The sequence below is a fragment of the Bradyrhizobium sp. 179 genome, from assembly GCF_023073535.1.
Classification (GTDB): domain Bacteria; phylum Pseudomonadota; class Alphaproteobacteria; order Rhizobiales; family Xanthobacteraceae; genus Bradyrhizobium.
Genome location: NZ_JADPJR010000118.1, coordinates 19,350 through 37,289, shown reverse-complemented (window position 1 = coordinate 37,289; position 17,940 = coordinate 19,350). Strand labels below are relative to the sequence as shown.

Below are 17,940 nucleotides of genomic sequence, written 5' to 3'. Positions count from 1 at the left end.
GGGCCCGTAGCGCGCAGCGTCAATGGCGGCGCGAGAGGATCGGGATGGTAGGAGCGAACGACAAGACACGGTTTTTACGCGAGGGCCTGTTCGCCAAATACGTTGTCTCCCTCGTCGGCCTCGTCGTGTTCGTGCTCGCCGTCAACGGTGCCATGGAGACCTGGATCTCCTATCGCGCCACCAGGACACAGCTGATCGACGGGTTGGAGGACAAGGCGCAAGGCGCCGCCCGGCGGGTCGAGCAGTCGATTTCGGAGCTCGAGCGCCAGATCAGCTGGGTGACGCGGGCGAGCCAGGATACGCTCGAGAAGCGCCGTGCCGACTACGCGTCGCTCCTGCACCAGGTCTCGGTCGTCAGCCAGCTATTCCAGCTCAACGGCGAGGGCCGCGAGGTGCTGCGCGTCTCGCGCCAGTCGACCACGACGGGGAGCAATGCCGACCTCTCCCGCGACATGCGCTTCACCGACACCGTCGCCCGCGGCGTCAGCTACGCGCCGGCCTGGTTCGCCGACCGGACCCCTTACATGTCGATCTCGGTGGCGCATTCCGGCTTCAACGCCGGCGTCACTGTCGCCGAGATCGATCTCAGCTTCCTCTCCGAGCTCCTGTCCGACGCCCAGGTCGGCAAGGCCGCCTTTGCCTATGTGGTCGACCCGCGCGGCCGCGTGCTGGCGACGTCCCCTAGAGGGCCTGATGTCGGCAAGGATCTGTCAAAACTGCCGCAGGTCGCGGCCGCGATCGCGCCCGGCCGCGAGCCGGACACGTCGGGCACCGACTTCAACGGCCATGCGGTGATGAGCGCCGCGAGCACATTGCCGAAGCTCGGCTGGAGCGTATTGTTCGAGCAGCCGGCCACGCAGGCCTTGATGCCGATCCGCGACCAGCTCGTGCGCATCGCGCTCCTGATCGGCATGGGCCTGATGGTCGCGATCCTCGCCGGCACGCTGCTCGCCCGCCGCATGATCATCCCGATCACGGCGCTGCGCGACGGCGCCCATAAGCTTGGCGAGGGAGATTTCAGTCATCGCATCGATGTGCGCACCTCGGACGAGCTGGAGGACCTCGCAAGCCAGTTCAACCGCATGGCCGATCAGATTCAGGAGACCTATTCGAACCTGGAGACCAAGGTCGAGGAGCGCACCCGTGATCTCGCGCAGTCGATTCACGAGCTCAAGGTGCTGGAAGAGGTCGGCCGCGCGGTCGCCTCCTCGCTCGATCTCGATGCCGTGCTGCCGACGATCGCCGCCCGCGCCATCGAGATCACCCGTGCCGATGCCGTGCTGATCTACGGCTATGAGGCGGATGAGCGCCGCTTCAGCCTGGTCGAGGCCAATGGCATCGGCAAATCGGCCGACGGTGCCCACCTCACCATCGAGGAAGGCGAGAACATCCTGAGCGATGCGGCGGTGAGCGGCGAGCCGATCGCGCTGGCCGATCTCGAACATGCCTTCGAGCAGCCGTTGCGCGACGTCGCCGTCAATGCCGGCTTCCATTCGGTGCTGGTGGTGCCGCTGGTCGATCAGCAGGGCACGCTCGGTTCGCTGGTGGTGCTGCGCCGTGCCAGCGGCGATTTCGCCCCCAGCATCATCGGCCTGATGCGCACCTTTGCAAACCAGGCGGTGCTGGCGATGCGCAATGCGCGGCTGTTCACCGAGGTCGACCACAAGAGCCGCGCGCTGGAGGCGGCGAACGAGACCGTGCGCGCCCAGGCTGACAAGCTGCGCGAGCAGACCGAGCAGCTCAAGGACTGGAACAAGTCGCTGGAGGAGCGCGTCAAGACCCAGCTCGGCGAGATCGAGCGCATCCGCAAGCTCGAGCGTTTCCTGGCGCCGCAGGTCGCGCAGCTGATCGCCTCCTCGGACAGCCCCGAGGGGCTGCTCACCAGCCAGCGCCGCGAGGTGACCGTGGTGTTCTGCGATCTGCGCGGCTTCACCGCGTTCACGGAAGCGACCGAGCCGGAAGAGGCGATGAACGTGCTGCGCGAATATCACGCCGCGCTCGGCAAGCTGATCTTCAAGTATGAGGGCACGCTCGACAAATATGCCGGCGACGGCGTGATGATCCTGTTCAACGCCCCGATTCAATTCGAGGACCACACCAAGCGCGCCGTGAAGATGGCGGTGGAGATGCGCGACACGATCGGCCCGCTGACCGAGCGCTGGCGCAACCGCGGCCATAGCCTCGGCTTCGGCATCGGCATTGCGCTCGGCTATGCCACGCTCGGCCAGGTCGGCTTCGAGCAGCGGCTGGAATATGCCGCGATCGGCAGCGTCACCAACCTCGCCTCCCGCCTCTGCGGCGAGGCCAAGCCCAACCAGATCGTGGTGAGCCGCCGCGTCTACGGCATGGTCGAACCCTGGGTCGAAGCCCGCGCCCTCGACGATCTCCATCTCAAGGGCTTCAATCACCCCGTGCTCGCGATGGAGATCTTGTCCTGGCGCGAGGAGGTGGAGAACGTGGTGGATGCGGCCGCGGTGCGGCGGCGAGGGTAGCCAAAACAAAAGTGCGAAAACAACCCCATGCACAGTAGGCGGGGGCTGCAAGATCAATGACTTACGAGGGCCTCGCGCCGGTGGTGGCGTGGTTTGACACGTCAGGCAAAACACTGGGAGGATGGCAGCATCCCCACGAACCACATCCCGCCTCCTCGCGACTGACCATCGCCTCAACGGCGAGGTCAGAATCGGATGGAGACGATCGTGGCGTTTGCCTTGCCTACGCGTGCGTATGATTTGCAGATGCTGGACCGTCCCGCCGACGTGCGCGCGATCACGGCTGGGTCTATTGGCTGCCGCCGGGCATCACGAGCGAACAATGGCCGCTCGATCCGGTCAGCGGCTATCCGCTGATGCACGGCTTCACGCTTCTTCTGCCGGAGGATTATCGCGTGCATGGCGCTGACATCGTCGTGCGGTATGACGGCGGAGCGCCCGATGACCCAGAAATCCGCGAGGCCGTGCTGGCGCGAGCGTTCACGGCGTGTCCCCAAGAAACGGATTGACGATGGTGAGCCCGCGGATGCTGCAGCCATGTTGCAGGTCTTCACTGTAGAGCGTGTCACAGCTGGCCTCGATTGCCGGGGCAACGATCAGAGCATCATAGAACGCAAGGCTGTGATCGCGGGCAAGCGCAAGCGCCGCAGCGTGCGTGTCTGATGTCAGCGGCACGATGTCGGGGAAACGAAAGCGGAGGGATTGCACAGCTGCCTCGATCACGAGCCAGCCCTGCTTCTGCTTCTTGCGGAACACGTTGGTGAACTCGTTCAGCACCTGCGCGCTGATGGCGCCACCGCCGGCGATCGTAGTCAGCGCCCGCTGGCGCCGGGCGTCGGTCGAGTAGGCGTAGATCAGGATGTTGCTATCGAAGAAGGCGCTCACCTCTCGTTCGCCTCGTCGCGGACGAACTTGTAGCCTTCGGGCAGCGCAAACTGGAACTGCTCCGCCTGCCTGAGAAATTCCGCCCGCTTGTCGATCTTCTCCACTGCGAGCTGGCCCTTCGAGGCTGCCACCACATTGAGTTCGTCGCCTGGTGAAAGCTTCAGAGCCTCAACGAGTGCCTTGGGCAGGCGAACGGCCAGGCTATTTCCCCACTTGCAAACGAGCATGGAACCCTCATGATATACAAAAATTGTTGTATATCACGGCCTGGATATCATCCAGTTTCGAGAGGCCCAGCAGCCGACTTATCGATGCGTCCGGCGTCCTTCGTCGCCTAAGGAAGAACATCCGAGTGCCGCGGCAGGAGCACAGGGCTCATCGCAGGATCTGCAGGACGGCAGGCCTTCGAAGACGGGCATGGATTGTCTGTGGTGCGCAGCATCGCCGACATTTGCGTTGCAGATACTTGGAGCTGGGCGCTCACGCCCCCCGCTTCGGCCCGATCGCCTCGAAGCCGGCCTTCTGCTCGTCGCTCAGATCCGCCTCGAAATCGTCGAGTGCATCGCTGACGCCGCCGACCGCTTGCAGCATTGTCTCCAGCCGCGCCTTCACGGCGGCGAGGCGGGCCTGCGGTGTCGCGGCGGCCTCCGCCGGGCAGGCGCTCAGTGTCTCCATGGTGCGCAGAGTGGTGTCCTGGAGCACGTCAAGGCGGGCGCGGGCGACCTCGTCGAGCTTGAGCGCGGAAGCAATCTCGGCAACGGGCCATTGCTGCTGCACGAGCTGCTCGTATTGGCGCTGCGCCTTTTCGTCATAGCGAGGATCATAGTCCGGCTTGCAGGCGGCGGCCGCCGGCGCGTCCTTGGGCAGAGCCGCCGCTAGCGCGGCGCGACGCTCATTGGCGAGCGCATTGAGTCTTGTCTTCTGGTCGTCATTGAGGAGACTGACGAACTTCGAAAGCGGCGGCGCGACCGCGTCAATGGCCTTGATCATGGCCTGGAGCCGCTCGCGCATCAGGCCGAGGCGCTCGGCGGCCGTGGCCGGGGCCTGCGTCGGGCAGGCGGTACGGATGGTGTCGCGCGCGGCGTTCCAGGCGGATGCGAGCTCGTCGAGCGCGGTGCGCTGCAATTCGTTCGGCGCCACGGCGGCAGTGATCCGCTCGACGGGGAGGCTGCCGGCGTCGCTGGCTTCGCAAAGAGTCTCCGCGGACGGAATTCGCCGCGCGCCCCGGCCTTGCGGCGCGACGTAGGCAGCAAGCTCGGTGGCGACGTAGGGCGCGAAGATCGCCGCATAGATGTCGCCATAGCCATAGAGCGAGAGGCTGGTGGTGTCGCCGAAGATGACCGCGGTGGTGAGATCATCATGCGCGAACGGCCAGAACACCGGACCGACCCAGCCATAGCTGCCGTCGGGATGGCGCCACCATCCCTGCTGACGGCGACCGCCCTGCCAGCCCGACAGCGCGGCCTGCGCCGTGAGCGCCGCACGCAGGACGTAAGGGTTGGCAGGCTGGCCGCGCTCGGCGCCGCGGGGATCCTGCGACCTCAGCGCGGCCGAACGGTATCGGCCACCGCGCACCGCCATGCGGGCATGGCGCAAGCGCGACATGCCGATCATGTGGCCGACGGCAAACCGTGCAACGCCGAGCGGACCGCCGCGCAATCCGAACTGGGCCTCGGCCTTGTCAGGCAGCAGCACTGCCACACACATGAGGGCAGCGCCCGCCAACGCCAGTCCCATGCGTCTGGACACGAAAGCTGACCCGACCACCTCGGCCTCCTCCCAGCGCCAAGCGCGCATTGCGTCGCGTCACAATGACGCCTGGGGGAACCGATTGTTCCGGAGCGGCAAAGGGCAAAGCGTCGCGGGTGGCTGCTTACCTCTCCCGGTAAGACGCAAGCAATCGCTTACGGGAACCGGGACTCTCCTCGCGGCACATCCTTCGAGACGCCCGCTTTAGCGGGCTCCTCAGGATGAGGGCGGAATGTGCGGCAGCATTTCAACAGCTCCGACGCCAATTCGCCTCATCCTGAGGGACTGCGGAGCGGTGGTCTCGAAGGACGAGGCTAGGCAGCATCGGTGCCCGTTGAAACTGCTGCCGCGCTCATCTCCTCATCCTGAGGACCCGCCTGAGGCGGGCGTCTCGAAGGATGGCCGCAGAGAAGAGAGAAAGAAGAAGAACCGCCTCACTGCGCCTTTGGCGGCATCACGACGGTCTGGCCGGGATAGATCAAATTGGGATTATGGATCTTGTTGCGGTTGGCGTTGAAGATCACGGCGTAGCGGGCGCCGTCACCATAGGCGAGCCGGCTGAGCGCCCACAGGCTGTCGCCGCGGGAGATCACGCGGCTGCCACCCGCTTCCGCCGGTGCACCATTGAGCGCGTCCGCCGGCGAAGCCGATGCCACTGCAGTCGCTGCCGGCGCCCGGGCCATAACCTTCGGCTTCGGCGCGCCAGTCAATCTGGGCCGAGCCGCGGGCCCGTCGGGTGCCGAGGCCAGGCGCGGCGACGCCGAGGGCAAGGAGGCCACGACATCAGGCTTGTCGTCGGGTTTCTCGGCCTGGTTCGGCGCTTGTTTCGCTTCTTGTTTCGCTTCCTGCCGCGCGGCCGGTACCGGGCGCGCGGGCGGCGGCGCGGCTTCGGCGATCGTCACCGGCATGGAGCGGGCGGATTGCGTGACGGTCCCGTCGGTCGATTTCGCCCGCAGGGTCAGCTCATAGGAACCGGCCGGAAGCTGCGGCGGGGTCATCACGAACTGCCCCGACGCATCGGCCACGACCGAATCGAGCGGCTTGCCGTCGCGCAAGAGCTCGACCTTCGCACCCGGCGTGGCCCGGCCGGCGATCACCGCGGCTTCGCCATGATCGTCGATCCGCGCAACGTCGAAACGGGGGCCCGCATCGGTCGCAGCCGCCGGCGGCTTGACCGGCGCGAGATCGGCCAGCGCCGCGACCTGTTTCTGCGTCTCGGCCAACGCGCCCGCCTTCGGCTCGGGCGAGGCGGTTGCGGCCGGCGCGCTGGCGGCAAGCTTCGGCTCTTCCGGCTTGAGTTCCGGTCTGGGTTCGACCTTTGCCTCCGGCTTGGCGGCGGCTTCGGTTTTCGCCTCGCCCGTCAGCAGCACGCGGCGCAGGTCGGTGGGGCCGATCACCAGCGCGGTACCGCCCACCGCGAGCAGACAGAATGCAATGAAGGCCTTGGATGCGGTGATCATCGGAAACGAACCTTGGTCAGAACCTGGGCCGCAAATCAGCGGACGCGGCAAATTGCGCCGATTTGGCTGCGGCAGCAAGACGATCATTGGGATGACAAGCCTCCGCTCAGGCGCGCCCGGATGAACCGGCGCCGGCTCGCGCGCTCCAATTCATCCTTTCCTAACCCTCGCTGGTAACGGGGTCTTGGCGGTTTTGCTGCATCTTGCGTCCCACGGGAGGGCTGGATGGGCACATCGATTGGATGGACCGCGCGGATGCGCGCGTTGCTGCGCCGTTGGCGCGGGGCACCGCTGACATGGCTGATCGTCGGCGGCTTCGTGCTGATGGCCGCGACCGCCGTCGGCACCGCGCTCACCGTCGACCGCTTCCGGCAGAATGCGATCGAGAGCGGCCGCGAGAGCCTGCAAAACTCCGTCCGCCTGCTCGCCCGGCATTTCGACCGTGAGTTCGAGGACTTTGCGGTGCTCCAGAAGAGCATCATCGCCGAGCTCGAAAGTCATGGCATCGAATCCGCTGACGTCTTCCGCAGCGAGATGGGCACGCTCGCCCTGCACGAGGTGCTGCGCGCAAAGGCCAGCGGCTGGTCTGACGTCGCCGGCGCCAATGTGTTCGATTCCGAGGGTGTGCTGATCAATTCGTCGCGGCGCTGGCCGGTTGCCGCGATCTCGGTGGCCGACCGCGGCTATTTCAATCGCCTCAAGAACGATCCGGCCGCGCAGGAAGAGATCGAGATCGTACGGGGCCGGCTCGGCAACGGACCGGCGATCGTGTTCGCGCGGCGCGTCTCCGGCCCGCACGGCGAATTCCTTGGGCTGGTCTCGCGCGCGATCGCGCCGGAGCAGCTCGAATCCTTCTTCGCCTCGACCGGGCTCGGCGAGGAATCCTCGATTGCGATGCACCACCAGAACGGCCAGCTGCTCGCACGCATCCCGCATGTCGATGACATGATCGGGCAGAACTTCCGCAAGGGCACGCCCGAGCAGATGGCGGTGTTCGAGCGCACCTTCGTCACCACCCAACTCGCAAGCCCGATCGACGGCAAGGACCGCATCGTCGCCGCGCGCCTCCTCACCGGTGAGCCGCTGGTCGTGGTCGCGACCAAGTCGCTGGATGCAACGCTGGCCACCTGGCGCACGCAGACGAAGTTCTTCGTCGCGGTGGCCGTGCTGTCGATCGGGCTGCTCGTGCTGACGCTCTATCTGATCTTCCGCCAGGTGACGCACCGGCTCTCGCTGGAGAAGCAACGACTCGACACCGCGATGAACACCATGACGCAGGGCCTGTTGATGTTCGATCAGGACGAGCGGCTGATCGTCTGCAACCGGCGTTATATCGAGATGTACGCGCTGTCCGCCGACGTGGTGAAGCCAGGCGTCCATTTCCGCGACGTGATCCGGCATCGCCACCACACCGGCTCGTTCCACGGCGACGTTGAGTCCTATTGCGACGATATCCTGAGCCATATCGGGCGCACCCAGAGCGCCATCGTCGAGACCGCCGACGGCCGCCTGATCGAGATCAAGAACCAGCCGGGCGCGGCCGGCGGCTGGCTCGCGACCCATGACGACGTCACCGAGCGCATCCGCGCCGACGAGCGCATTGCGCATATGGCGCATTACGACGCGCTGACCGACTTGCCCAACCGCGTGCTGATGCGCGGCCATCTGGAGCGCCGCGTCGCCGAACTCGGCCAAGGCAAGCCGTTCGCGATCCTCTATATCGACGTCGACGAGTTCAAGGGCGTCAACGATTCGCTCGGACATGAGGTCGGCGACGAGCTGCTGCGCAAGGTCGCAAGCCGCCTGCGCGCCTGCGCCGGCGGCAACGACATGGTCGCACGGCTCGGCGGCGACGAATTCGCGATCATCAAGGCCGGCACCAACGATCAGGCTCAGTTGGCCGCGTTGGCGGAGACGATCTTGAATGCGCTGCGAGCACCCGTCAATTGCAAGGGCCAGGAGATCCCGACCGATGCCAGCATCGGCATCGCGATCGCGCCCGATCACGGCGACAATATCGACGACCTGCTCAAGCGCGCAGATCTTGCGATGTATGCCGCGAAGTCGGAAGGGCGCCGCACCTTTCGCATCTTCTCGCCCGAATACGACGCCAAGGCGCGGCAGCGCCGGCAGCTCGAGCTCGATCTGCGCCAGGCGCTGGCGCGCGGCGAGTTCGAGGTGCACTACCAGCCGTTGGTCGACCTCGCGGCCAATGTCGTCACCGGCTGCGAGGCGCTGCTGCGCTGGCGCCATCCCGAGCGCGGCATGGTTTCGCCCGCGGACTTCATCCCGGTCGCCGAAGACACCGGCCTGATCAGCGAGATCGGCGAATGGGTGCTGAAGCAGGCCTGTACCGAGGCCGCGAGCTGGCCCGGCCAGATCCACATCGCCGTGAATGTCTCGCCGGTGCAGTTCCGATCGCGGACGCTGGCGCTCAAGGTCGCCGCGGCGCTCGCGGAATCGGGGCTGGCGCCGGGGCGGCTCGAGCTTGAGATCACCGAGACGGTGCTGATCCGCGACGACGAGGAGGCGCTGACGATCCTCCAGCAGCTGCGCGAGCTCGGCGTGCGCATCGCGCTCGACGATTTCGGCACCGGCTATTCGTCACTGAGCTATCTGCACCGCTTCCCGTTCGACAAGATCAAGATCGACCGCAGCTTCATCAGCGACATCGGCGAGCCCGATGATTCCTCCCCGATCGTGCAGGCGGTGGTGCACATGGCCGCCGCGCGGCACATGGCGACGACCGCCGAAGGCGTCGAGACCGAGGCCCAGCGCGAGGTGCTGCGACAGCTCGGATGCAGCCAGATGCAGGGCTGGCTGTTCAGCCCGGCCGTGCCGGCGGCGAAACTGAAGCAGCTGTTGTCGGCGCAGGCCGCGGCGGCTTAGCGGCGCGCTCATTACGCGCCGCTCCATCCGCGATGTCCGTGGGGTCATTGGCATCGAACGATCGTGATGCGGCTGAATGCGATCGAACGCGATTGACTTGAAGCTCGACTCGGTCAGGGAGCGAGAATGACGAAGCGTGATCCGAAAGCGAGTGCGCGCCGGTGTAAGGATCATGCTCGAACACGAAAGGACGCGCGGTGACGATCACATCCCGATCTCATCGCGCTTTTTCGCGCAGCATGCAGGATGACGTCCCGGAGGGACGAAAGCTCACATCAGGCCTTTTGCGGCATGGACTTCGGCGATCTCGGCGTCGGGGTGGGCGACGATGGTGGCGAACATGATGCCGCTGATGATCAGCGACCAGGCGGTGTCCCAATAGATCCAAAACACGTGCCAGCCCTCCGTTTCGATCTCCTCCGCTCGCGGGATCGGGATAACGGCAAGGCGAGGCTGCCGTTCCCGGTGCGAATGCGGCGCTATTTTTGTTTGGTCGGCGGGGAGCTGCGACCGGTTTGACCGGTGTGGCGCTTTGCCACGACGTCCTCGTCGCGCTCGCCCTCAAGCGGACGCGACGGCGGCTTGGGCTGGCCTTTCTGACCGCCATGCTTGCCGCCCATATCGGGCTCGCCTTCGAGATCGTTTTCACGGGGCATGATGCTTCAATGCGCTGGGACGGCATTGGTTCGCCTGTGAACGAGGTCATAGGATCGCCGCGGTTTGCGGTGCACGATCGTTGCCCCGGGGCATCGCGATTTCGACCGGCGGATTAGGGCTGATGCGGACACGACTGATCGCCTGGACCATCCTGACCTGCGGGCTGCTTGCGGTCACCGTATGGACCGTGCTCGGGCCGCCTAATCGCCCGCCCGGCCCGCATTTGCCCTCCCGCAGCGTGACGGCGGCGGTGCGGTAGCCATCCTGAGCCACCGATACAATTTCGGCATCGATCAATCCCAACTGGAATTTGGTGCGACGGCGCGCCTCCCGCTATCCTCGACGGCAAAACGACAATGCCGCACCGGCTTTGAGGAGGAGACCATGTTGAGACCGACCCGACGTATCGCGCCGCGCCTGCCGCGCGCTGCGATCGCCACCACCCTGGCTTTTCTCGCCCTCATTCCTGGAGTCCGTGCCGGCATGGCCGAAACCTTCGCCTATGTCGGCAACGCCGACAGCAACGACATCAGCGTGTTCAAGATGGCCGAGAGCGGCGAGATGACACCGGTGCAGACGGCAGCTTTTACCGGCATCGAAAAGTCGGGCTCCTCGACGCCGCTCGCGATCACGCCTGACAAGCGCGTGCTGATCGCCGGAATCCGCTCGCAGCCATACCTTGCGGTGAGCTTCGCGATCGATCCCAAGACGGGCCAGCTCAGCCATATCGGCAACGGGCCGCTCGCCGACAGCATGGCCCATATCGCCGTCGATCGCAGCGGCAAATTCCTGTTCAGCGCCTCCTATGGCGGCAACAAGGTCGCGCTCAATCCGCTTGGCGCAAACGGCGTCGCCGGCGAGCCGAAGCAGATAATCCCGACCGGGCTGAACGCCCATGCCTTCCTGCCCTCGCCTGACAACCGCTTCGTGTTCGCAACCAATCTCGGCTCCGACCAGGTGCTGAGCTTTGCGTTCGACGCCACGACCGGCACGCTGACGCCGAGCGATCCACCGGCCCACAAGGTGCCGGAAAAATCGGGGCCGCGGCACTTCGTGTTCTACCCCAACGGCAAGTTCGTCTATCTCGTTCACGAGCTGAACGGCGACGTCGCGGCGTTCAGTTATGAGGCCAAGAGCGGCGCCTGGACCGAGACCCAGCGCACCACCGCGCTGCCCGAGGGCTTCAACGGAAAGCCTTGGGCGGCCGACATCCACATCACCTCGGACGGGCGCTTCCTCTACGCCTCAGAGCGCACCACGAACACGCTCACCGCCTACAAGGTCGATGCAACAAGCGGCAAGCTGACCACGATCGGCAGCGTGCCGACCGAGAAGCAGCCGCGCGGCTTCAACGTCGATCCCTCGGGGCGCTATCTCGCCGCGGTCGGCGAACTCTCCGACGGCATGACGGTCTATGCGATCGACCAGAGCAGCGGCGCGCTCGCCAAGCTGAAATCCTATCCCACCGGCAAGAAGCCGAACTGGGTGGAGTTTCTGAGCCTGCCGTGAAGGAGGCGCGGCCGGCCTGCGCCGCAACCTGCCCCATTCGGCGGGAGCGAACCTGATCTCCAATCCCGCGACTAATCAGGACTTGCCGCGGCGGCCCGCGCCGGTGTGGCACCCCGCCGTGGGACAACGCTGCCGTAGTCCAGCCCGTTGCCATCTGCTATCGATTGAAGGGCTATAACCCCGTGGAATTTTCGATGCGTCATTTGCCCCGTGCCGTTGCCCGAAGCCTGTTTCCCGCAGCCATCGCCGGAGTGTTCGCTCTCGGCCAATATCCGGCCGGAGCCGCCGAGGACGATGCCCCCAAGGGGCCGGCGGTCACGGTGCTGAAGGTCGCGAAATCCTGCTTCTCCGACATCGTCGAGGCGACCGGCACGATCATTGCGCGCGAGGAAACGTCGGTGCGGCCCGAACGTCCGGGCCTAAAGGTGACCGAGGTGCTGGCGGAAGCCGGCCAGACCACCACCGCCGGCCAGGTGCTGGCGCGGCTGGCGCTGCCGGAAGGCGGCACGCTTCAGGTCACCGCGCCCGTGGCGGGCGTGATCGCCACGTCGACCGCGCAGATCGGCAATTTCGCCTCCGCCAAGGGCGAGGCCCTGTTCACGATCGTGGCGCGCAGCGAATACGACCTGGTCGGCCTGGTCGCGACCACCGACATGCGCAAGCTCGCCGTCAACCAGCAGGCCACCGTGCGCATTGCCGGCGCCGACGACATCGATGGCAAGATTCGCCGCATCGGACCGACCGTCGAGCCGAACATCCAGCAGGGCATGGTCTATATCGGCATCTCCTCGCAGAAGCGCCTGTTGCTGAATGCGAGCGGCCGCGCGTTGATCAAGACCGGACAGAGCTGCAATGTCGCGGTGCCGCTGACAGCCGTGCAATATTCCTCGGCCGGCACCGTGGTGCAGGTGATCCGCCGCAACCGCGTCGAGACCAAGCGCGTCGAGATCGGATTGATGTCGGGCGGCAATATCGAGGTCCGCGACGGACTCAACGATGGCGACGTCGTCGTCGCCCGCGCCGGCGCGCTGCTGCGCGAGGGCGATCCGGTGCGCCCGGTGATGGCGAGCGCGGAAGCGGCGAAGTAGAGATTGAAGAAGAAAAACTAGCCGCCGGCTTCGCCGAAGCGAATGTCCTCGAGCAATGACGATGAGATGCTCGGGACCTGGTCGCCTTCGCTGGCGCGGGAGATGGCGACGCGGGTCTTGTTGAAGACGCTTTCGGCGCTGCTACCTTGCGCATTGAGGTTGTTGAGAAGCTCGCTGACGAGCACGCTGTGCTCGCCCTTGCCGTCGTCGACGACCTTGCCGGGCGAGGCCGAGGAGAGGATCAAGGCGTTGTCGGCCGCGCTGATCGGCGCGAGGCCGTGGCTGTAGGAGCGGAAGCGGCGCTCGTAAGGGTTACGGCGGGAGGCGTCGACGACGACGAGCTTGGCCTTGGCGCCCTGCTCCTTCATCATCTCGAGCACGCCGTCGATGGAGACGCCATGGCGACGGACGTCGCTTTCCTTCCAGATCACGGCATCGACCGGCAGCATGTAGCTCTCGCGGCCGGCCTGCACGCCGTAGCCGCCGAAGAACAGCATGACGACGCTGTCGCGATTGATCCGGGACTTCAGGCGGTTGACGGCGCGGACCATGTCGTCCTTGGTCGCATCTTCCACCATGTCGACGTCAAAGCCGTTCTTGCGCAGGGACGACGAGAGCGCGCGGGCGTCGTTGATCGATTGCGTCAGCGGCGCGTTGGCGTCAGGATAATGTCCATTGCCGATGACCAGCGCCAGATGCGTGGCATGGCCGATCGAGCCCGTGATCTGGTCGGTCGAGACGGCTTTGGCCGCATCGATCGCCCGCATGTTGAGAGCAGCATGCGCGCCGATGACGAGCGACACCGTGCCGATGAGGGCGGCGGCGACGGCAATCGTGCGTCTGGAGAGGTCGAGCTGCCTTACATTCATCTCGGTTCGTTCCTGTGCCAAAGACCAGCCAAGCGCGCGCACACTGTTTGAGTAGCGCGATAGCGTCTTTAGGTTTGAGGGATCGGCCGGGGATGTGCCCCCGAATTGCGCGCAATTTGCGGCGCCGCACCAAACAAACCTTTAACCGCATATAGGCCCCCGGGCAATAGATTGCTCAAATTTTGAGCTAAGTCACTGAAGATGTTAGATAATTCTCAGGCCTGGGTTTCTCCATTTTTTGCTCCCCGTAGCCTTCCGGAGCGGCATCAGGCAGCCTTCGTCCCGGCTTTTTCTGTGACTCCCATCACATTTGTATTTCCTGCGAATCCGGGTAGCTTTTTCAACGACTTGCAGGGGGTGGCGCGCGGCTGGGAGCGCGCCGGCCGGCCCCCGGCCAATGCCCCGCGACCAGGTATTTCATGAGCTTTCAATATTTTGCCGGCGCCGCCTGCCGGGCGCTGACGGCGCGGAAGGACGGCCCCTCGCTTTACGAGGTCTGCGATCCCGTCTTGTCGGGCGCGTCCGGCGGCGATCCGCATCTGGCCAAATTCTACAAGACTGCGCTCGGCAATCCCGCGCTACGGATGCTGCTGCGACGGGCCGGACTGCCCGAGCTGCGCGACGAAGCGAGGCTGGCGGCGCTGCGCCAAGCGCTTGCCCATGCCCGCGACGAGGCCGAGCCCGACTGGGCGGCCGTCGGCCAGCCCGTGGCCGATCTCGTCGACAGCATCGCGCTCGACCATCCCAGGCCGCCGCCGGCCATGTTCGTCGGCAAGGCGCCGCAACAATCGCAGATCGATGGCGTGATCCGCGATTGCGCACAGCACCTGCTCGGCTCGTACCGCAAGAACGGTTTCCTGCCGACCTACGCCGCCTTCAACCTGATTGGTGATCCCGATTGTCGCGGACGCGAGCTGATCATGGCGCTCACGGGCCTCAACGCGCGCGGCTACAAGAACTCCTCGCTGCTGTTCAACCTCGCCCGCGTCTTCATCGCGCGTTCGCCGGCGCGCGCCGTGGTCCATCCGCCCTGGCGAGGGGTTGCCGAGCCGATGTGGGAGCCGGTGCAGATCCGCCACCGCTCGGCCTATTACGATGCGTTCTTCATCGAGGCGCTGCTGAGCTATGTCGAGACCGGGCTGGCCTCACCCGCCGACAAGGTCGCGGCGGAGCGCGCGATCGCCGACATGGTGGATTTCTGCATCAATATCAGCCGCGAGGAGGTCGAGGGCATCGACGGCGTGCGGTTCAATGTCATCACGGCGCTCGCGCCGGCACCGCATCCGCGCTTCTCCCGCTTCTTCGCCCAGATCAAGCAGGATCTCGGCTTCGGAATCTACGTGCCGGATTGCGACACCACGGCCTGCTCGATCTCGGCAGCGACGCAGGCCGGCTGCACCGATCCGATCATCGACCAGCCGCTCTTGGATTTCTACGCCGGCTACCAGGTCCGCGCCGGCGTCAACGCGCCGCGCGTGACGGTGCCGCTGAACGACCATATCGACTACGAGGGTGGCATTGCGACCTGGATCGACAATCTCGCGGGCGAGCGTCCTTACGGCAACGATCTCGATCCGACGCTCAATCTCGACGTTCTCGAGGTCAGCTTTCGCAACCTGGCGCGCTGGAAGATTCTTGAGACGCCATCGCGGCTCGCCACTGTGCATCGCATCATCGGTTTCCAGAAGCGATTGGCGGCCAGCGGCGCTTTCGCCAATCCGCGCTCGCACATTTATTATCTGCCGGAGCTCTACAGTGCCTATTTCGGCCGTTGTTACGCAGCGTTCCTGGCGCTGCCACTGTCGGCCCAGGCCGCCATCGATCCCGACGGCGATTTCGATTTCATCCGCCACCGCGTGCTGTCCTACGTCAAAGGCGAGTTGATGGCCGCGGAGATGAACGCGTTCGACGCCGCACTGGCGCTGATCGCGCTCGGCCATCTCGGCGCCGACCCGCGCGCCTTTGCGCCGGCGCTGAACGTGATCGTCGATGCCATCGGCGAAGGCGGCCGCCGTGGCCCGTTCCGTGCCTATGAATGGAACAAGATGAAGACGCCGACGCGAATTCTGGTTGGCGGACCGGAGGTGACGTCGGCCTTCGTGCTGATGGGGCTAGCGGTGGCGCGGAGGCAAATGGTGAATGGCGAATAGCGAATAGGGGTCGTCCCTATTCGCCACTCCCTATTCGCAACTCGCCCGCTTTGATGACGGGAAGTTGAAAGCCTATCTGTCCGGCATACGCTGGCCGAGTAGCCAAAAGCTGACACAATCGCAGGCTCTATCGAGATTTTCCTGGGACTTGCGGACCGGCATGTTGCGAAACGTCCTGATTGCGCTGGCTTTCCTCGCCCTCCCCTCGCTGGCCGAGGCCGCCGATATCACCGGCACGGCCAAGGTACGCGCCGGCGATACCGTCGTGATCGGGAACACGCGAATCCGGCTCGGCGGCATCGACGCCCCCGCGCTCGACCAGCTCTGCCTCAACACCAAGACCGAGCGCTGGACCTGCGGCGTCGCCGCGCGTGACGAGCTCGCGAAACATACCGAGGGCAAGAGCTGGGTCTGCCACACCCGCGCCATCGACCGGCGCGGCCGCACCGTGGCGCGCTGCGAGGTCGGCGGCGAGGACATCCAGAAATGGCTGGTGCGCAGCGGCTGGGCGCTGGCCTACACCCGCATGTCCCATGATTACGACGCGGACGAAGCCGCTGCACGGGAGGCGAAGGCGGGGATGTGGCAGGGCGCCTTCATCGCGCCCTGGGACTGGCGCGTCCGCAACAAGAAGACCGCCATCCTGGGCGCCACCAAGCCGCCCGACGGCGCCCATGCGGTGCTGCTCGCCTCGGCCTCGGGACCGGTCGCGCCTTCACCTGATTGCACCATCAAGGGCAACGTCAACAGCGCCGGCGAATGCATCTACCACCAGCCGACTAGCCGCTGGTACACCCAGATCAGGATGAAGATCAGCAAGGGCACCCGCTGGTTCTGCTCAGTGGAAGAGGCGGAAGCCGCCGGCTGCCGCGAGACCAGGAGATAAGCGCCACAGCCCTGCGTTTAACGTGCTTTTCTATGGGCGCGCCGCCGCGTAAAAGTGTGATTCAGCGACCTACCAGCCTGTCCTCCAAAAACAAGGACCAACAGCAATGACCGTTCGCGCGGGCCGGGAATTTCTGGCCATCCCCGGGCCCACCACGATGCCCGACGAGGTGCTGCAGGCGATGCACCGTCCGGCGATCGACATCTACTCCAAGCAGATGACCGACCTGACCGAGGGCCTGCTCAGTGACATCTCGAAGCTGTTTTCGACCGAGGGCAAGTCCTACATCTACATCGCCAACGGCCACGGCGCCTGGGAAGCGGCGCTGAGCAACGTGCTGTCGCGCGGCGACAAGGTGCTGGTGCTGGAGAGCGGGCGTTTTGCGATCGGCTGGGGCAATGCGGCGGCGCTGATGGGCGCCGAGGTCGAGGTGCTCAAGGGCGACTGGCGCCGCGCGGTGCGGCCGCACGAGGTCGAGGAGCGCCTGCGCCGCGACAAGGAGCACACCATCAAGGCGGTCGTCGTCGTCCAGGTCGACACGGCCTCTGGCGTGCAGAACGACATCGAGGCGATCGGCAAGGCGATCAAGGCCAGCGGGCATCCCGCGCTGTACATGGTCGACACTGTCGCCTCGCTCGGCTGCATGCCGTTCGAGATGGACAGATGGGGCATCGACGTCGCCATGTCCGGCTCGCAGAAGGGTCTGATGACGCCGCCCGGCCTCGGCTTCGTCGCCGCTAATTCGCGTGCGCGCGAGGTGCACAAGACGGCCAACATGGCGACGCCCTATTGGAGCTGGAGCGAGCGCGAGGGCACCGAGCACTATCGCAAATATGCCGGCACCGCGCCGGTGCATCTGCTGTTCGCGCTGCGCCAGGCGATCGATCTCCTGCACGAGGAAGGACTGGAGAACGCGTTCCGCCGCCACAGCCTGCTCGGCGAAGCCGCGCGCCGCGCGGTCAACGTATGGTCGGAAGGCCAGGTGCTCGGCTTCAACGTGGCGGAAGCCAGCGAGCGCTCCAACACCGTGACCACGGTGACCATGAGCAACGGCCATGATCCGGCCGTGCTGCAACGCTATTGCAAAGACAAGTGCGGCGTCGTGCTCGGCACCGGCATCGGCGATCTCTCGGGACAAGCCTTCCGCATCGCCCATATGGGCCATGTGAATGCGCCGATGCTGCTCGGCACGTTGGGCGTGATCGAGATCGGGCTCAATGCGCTGAAGATCCCGCACGGCAAGGGCGGGCTGGAGGCGGCCGTCGCGTATCTTGGCGAGGAAGTGGCGGTGTAGGCGCGGCACGTT

The 17,940-nt window shown here is 65.6% G+C and carries 15 protein-coding genes; 8 read left to right on the top strand and 7 right to left on the bottom strand.

The features are described 5' to 3' along the window. Window positions 1-44: 44 nt before the first annotated feature. Window positions 45-2,492: an adenylate/guanylate cyclase domain-containing protein gene (locus tag IVB12_RS28280; protein WP_247304020.1), complete on the top strand. Its 2,448-nt coding sequence runs from the start codon at window positions 45-47 to the stop codon at window positions 2,490-2,492. Window positions 2,493-2,972: 480 nt separating this feature from the next. On the opposite strand, the gene IVB12_RS28275 is transcribed toward IVB12_RS28280, so the two are convergent. From IVB12_RS28275 to IVB12_RS28260, 4 genes are all read right to left on the bottom strand, one after another. After that, on the bottom strand, window positions 2,973-3,377 hold the full coding sequence (locus IVB12_RS28275; RefSeq protein WP_247304018.1) for a PIN domain-containing protein: 405 nt from the start codon (window positions 3,375-3,377) through the stop codon (window positions 2,973-2,975). Then, window positions 3,374-3,604, bottom strand: a complete 231-nt coding sequence (locus tag IVB12_RS28270; RefSeq protein ID WP_247304016.1) for an AbrB/MazE/SpoVT family DNA-binding domain-containing protein — start codon at window positions 3,602-3,604, stop codon at window positions 3,374-3,376. Before IVB12_RS28270 ends, IVB12_RS28275 begins: the two co-directional genes overlap by 4 nt. A gap of 253 nt (window positions 3,605-3,857) precedes the next feature. After that, a complete protein-coding gene (locus IVB12_RS28265; RefSeq protein ID WP_247304014.1) occupies window positions 3,858-5,084 on the bottom strand; it encodes a Spy/CpxP family protein refolding chaperone in 1,227 nt (408 codons plus the stop codon). A gap of 476 nt (window positions 5,085-5,560) precedes the next feature. After that, window positions 5,561-6,586, bottom strand: coding sequence for a LysM peptidoglycan-binding domain-containing protein (locus tag IVB12_RS28260; RefSeq protein WP_247304012.1), 1,026 nt, complete (start codon window positions 6,584-6,586; stop codon window positions 5,561-5,563). Between the two features lie 225 nt (window positions 6,587-6,811). Here IVB12_RS28260 and IVB12_RS28255 point away from each other — a divergent pair, with 225 nt between their 5' ends. Beyond that, a complete protein-coding gene (locus IVB12_RS28255) occupies window positions 6,812-9,475 on the top strand; it encodes an EAL domain-containing protein (protein WP_247304010.1) in 2,664 nt (887 codons plus the stop codon). A 270-nt stretch (window positions 9,476-9,745) separates the two neighbouring features. Here the strand turns inward: IVB12_RS28255 and IVB12_RS38215 are convergent, their stop codons facing one another. After that, window positions 9,746-9,868, bottom strand: a complete 123-nt coding sequence (locus IVB12_RS38215) for a hypothetical protein (protein WP_256466467.1) — start codon at window positions 9,866-9,868, stop codon at window positions 9,746-9,748. Between the two features lie 86 nt (window positions 9,869-9,954). After that, window positions 9,955-10,131 carry a hypothetical protein gene (locus IVB12_RS28250; protein WP_247304008.1) on the bottom strand — a complete coding sequence of 59 codons (177 nt, stop codon included), beginning with the start codon at window positions 10,129-10,131 and terminating at the stop codon, window positions 9,955-9,957. 122 nt (window positions 10,132-10,253) lie between these two features. On the opposite strand from IVB12_RS28250, the gene IVB12_RS28245 reads away from it, so the two are divergent. The 3 genes from IVB12_RS28245 (at window position 10,254) to IVB12_RS28235 (ending at window position 12,729) form a co-directional block, all read left to right on the top strand. Then, on the top strand, window positions 10,254-10,391 hold the full coding sequence (locus IVB12_RS28245; RefSeq protein ID WP_247304006.1) for a hypothetical protein: 138 nt from the start codon (window positions 10,254-10,256) through the stop codon (window positions 10,389-10,391). Between the two features lie 125 nt (window positions 10,392-10,516). After that, complete coding sequence (locus IVB12_RS28240; RefSeq protein ID WP_247304003.1) at window positions 10,517-11,641, top strand: lactonase family protein; 1,125 nt, start codon at window positions 10,517-10,519, stop codon at window positions 11,639-11,641. Between the two features lie 194 nt (window positions 11,642-11,835). Next, window positions 11,836-12,729 (top strand): HlyD family efflux transporter periplasmic adaptor subunit, encoded by an 894-nt coding sequence (locus tag IVB12_RS28235; RefSeq protein ID WP_247304001.1) that lies wholly within the window; start codon window positions 11,836-11,838, stop codon window positions 12,727-12,729. A 17-nt stretch (window positions 12,730-12,746) separates the two neighbouring features. Here IVB12_RS28235 and IVB12_RS28230 read toward each other — a convergent pair whose 3' ends face one another. Next, entirely contained in the window at window positions 12,747-13,598 is an 852-nt protein-coding gene (locus IVB12_RS28230; protein WP_247303998.1) for a caspase family protein, read from the bottom strand. Window positions 13,599-14,017: 419 nt separating this feature from the next. On the opposite strand from IVB12_RS28230, the gene IVB12_RS28225 reads away from it, so the two are divergent. From IVB12_RS28225 to IVB12_RS28215, 3 genes are all read left to right on the top strand, one after another. Then, complete coding sequence (locus IVB12_RS28225; RefSeq protein WP_247303997.1) at window positions 14,018-15,748, top strand: hypothetical protein; 1,731 nt, start codon at window positions 14,018-14,020, stop codon at window positions 15,746-15,748. A 160-nt stretch (window positions 15,749-15,908) separates the two neighbouring features. Then, window positions 15,909-16,634 (top strand): thermonuclease family protein, encoded by a 726-nt coding sequence (locus IVB12_RS28220; protein ID WP_247303995.1) that lies wholly within the window; start codon window positions 15,909-15,911, stop codon window positions 16,632-16,634. A gap of 106 nt (window positions 16,635-16,740) precedes the next feature. Beyond that, the gene (locus IVB12_RS28215) at window positions 16,741-17,928 is read left to right on the top strand and encodes an aminotransferase class V-fold PLP-dependent enzyme (RefSeq protein ID WP_247303993.1); all 1,188 of its coding nucleotides are present in this window, start codon (window positions 16,741-16,743) and stop codon (window positions 17,926-17,928) included. The last annotated feature ends 12 nt before the right edge of the window (window positions 17,929-17,940 follow it).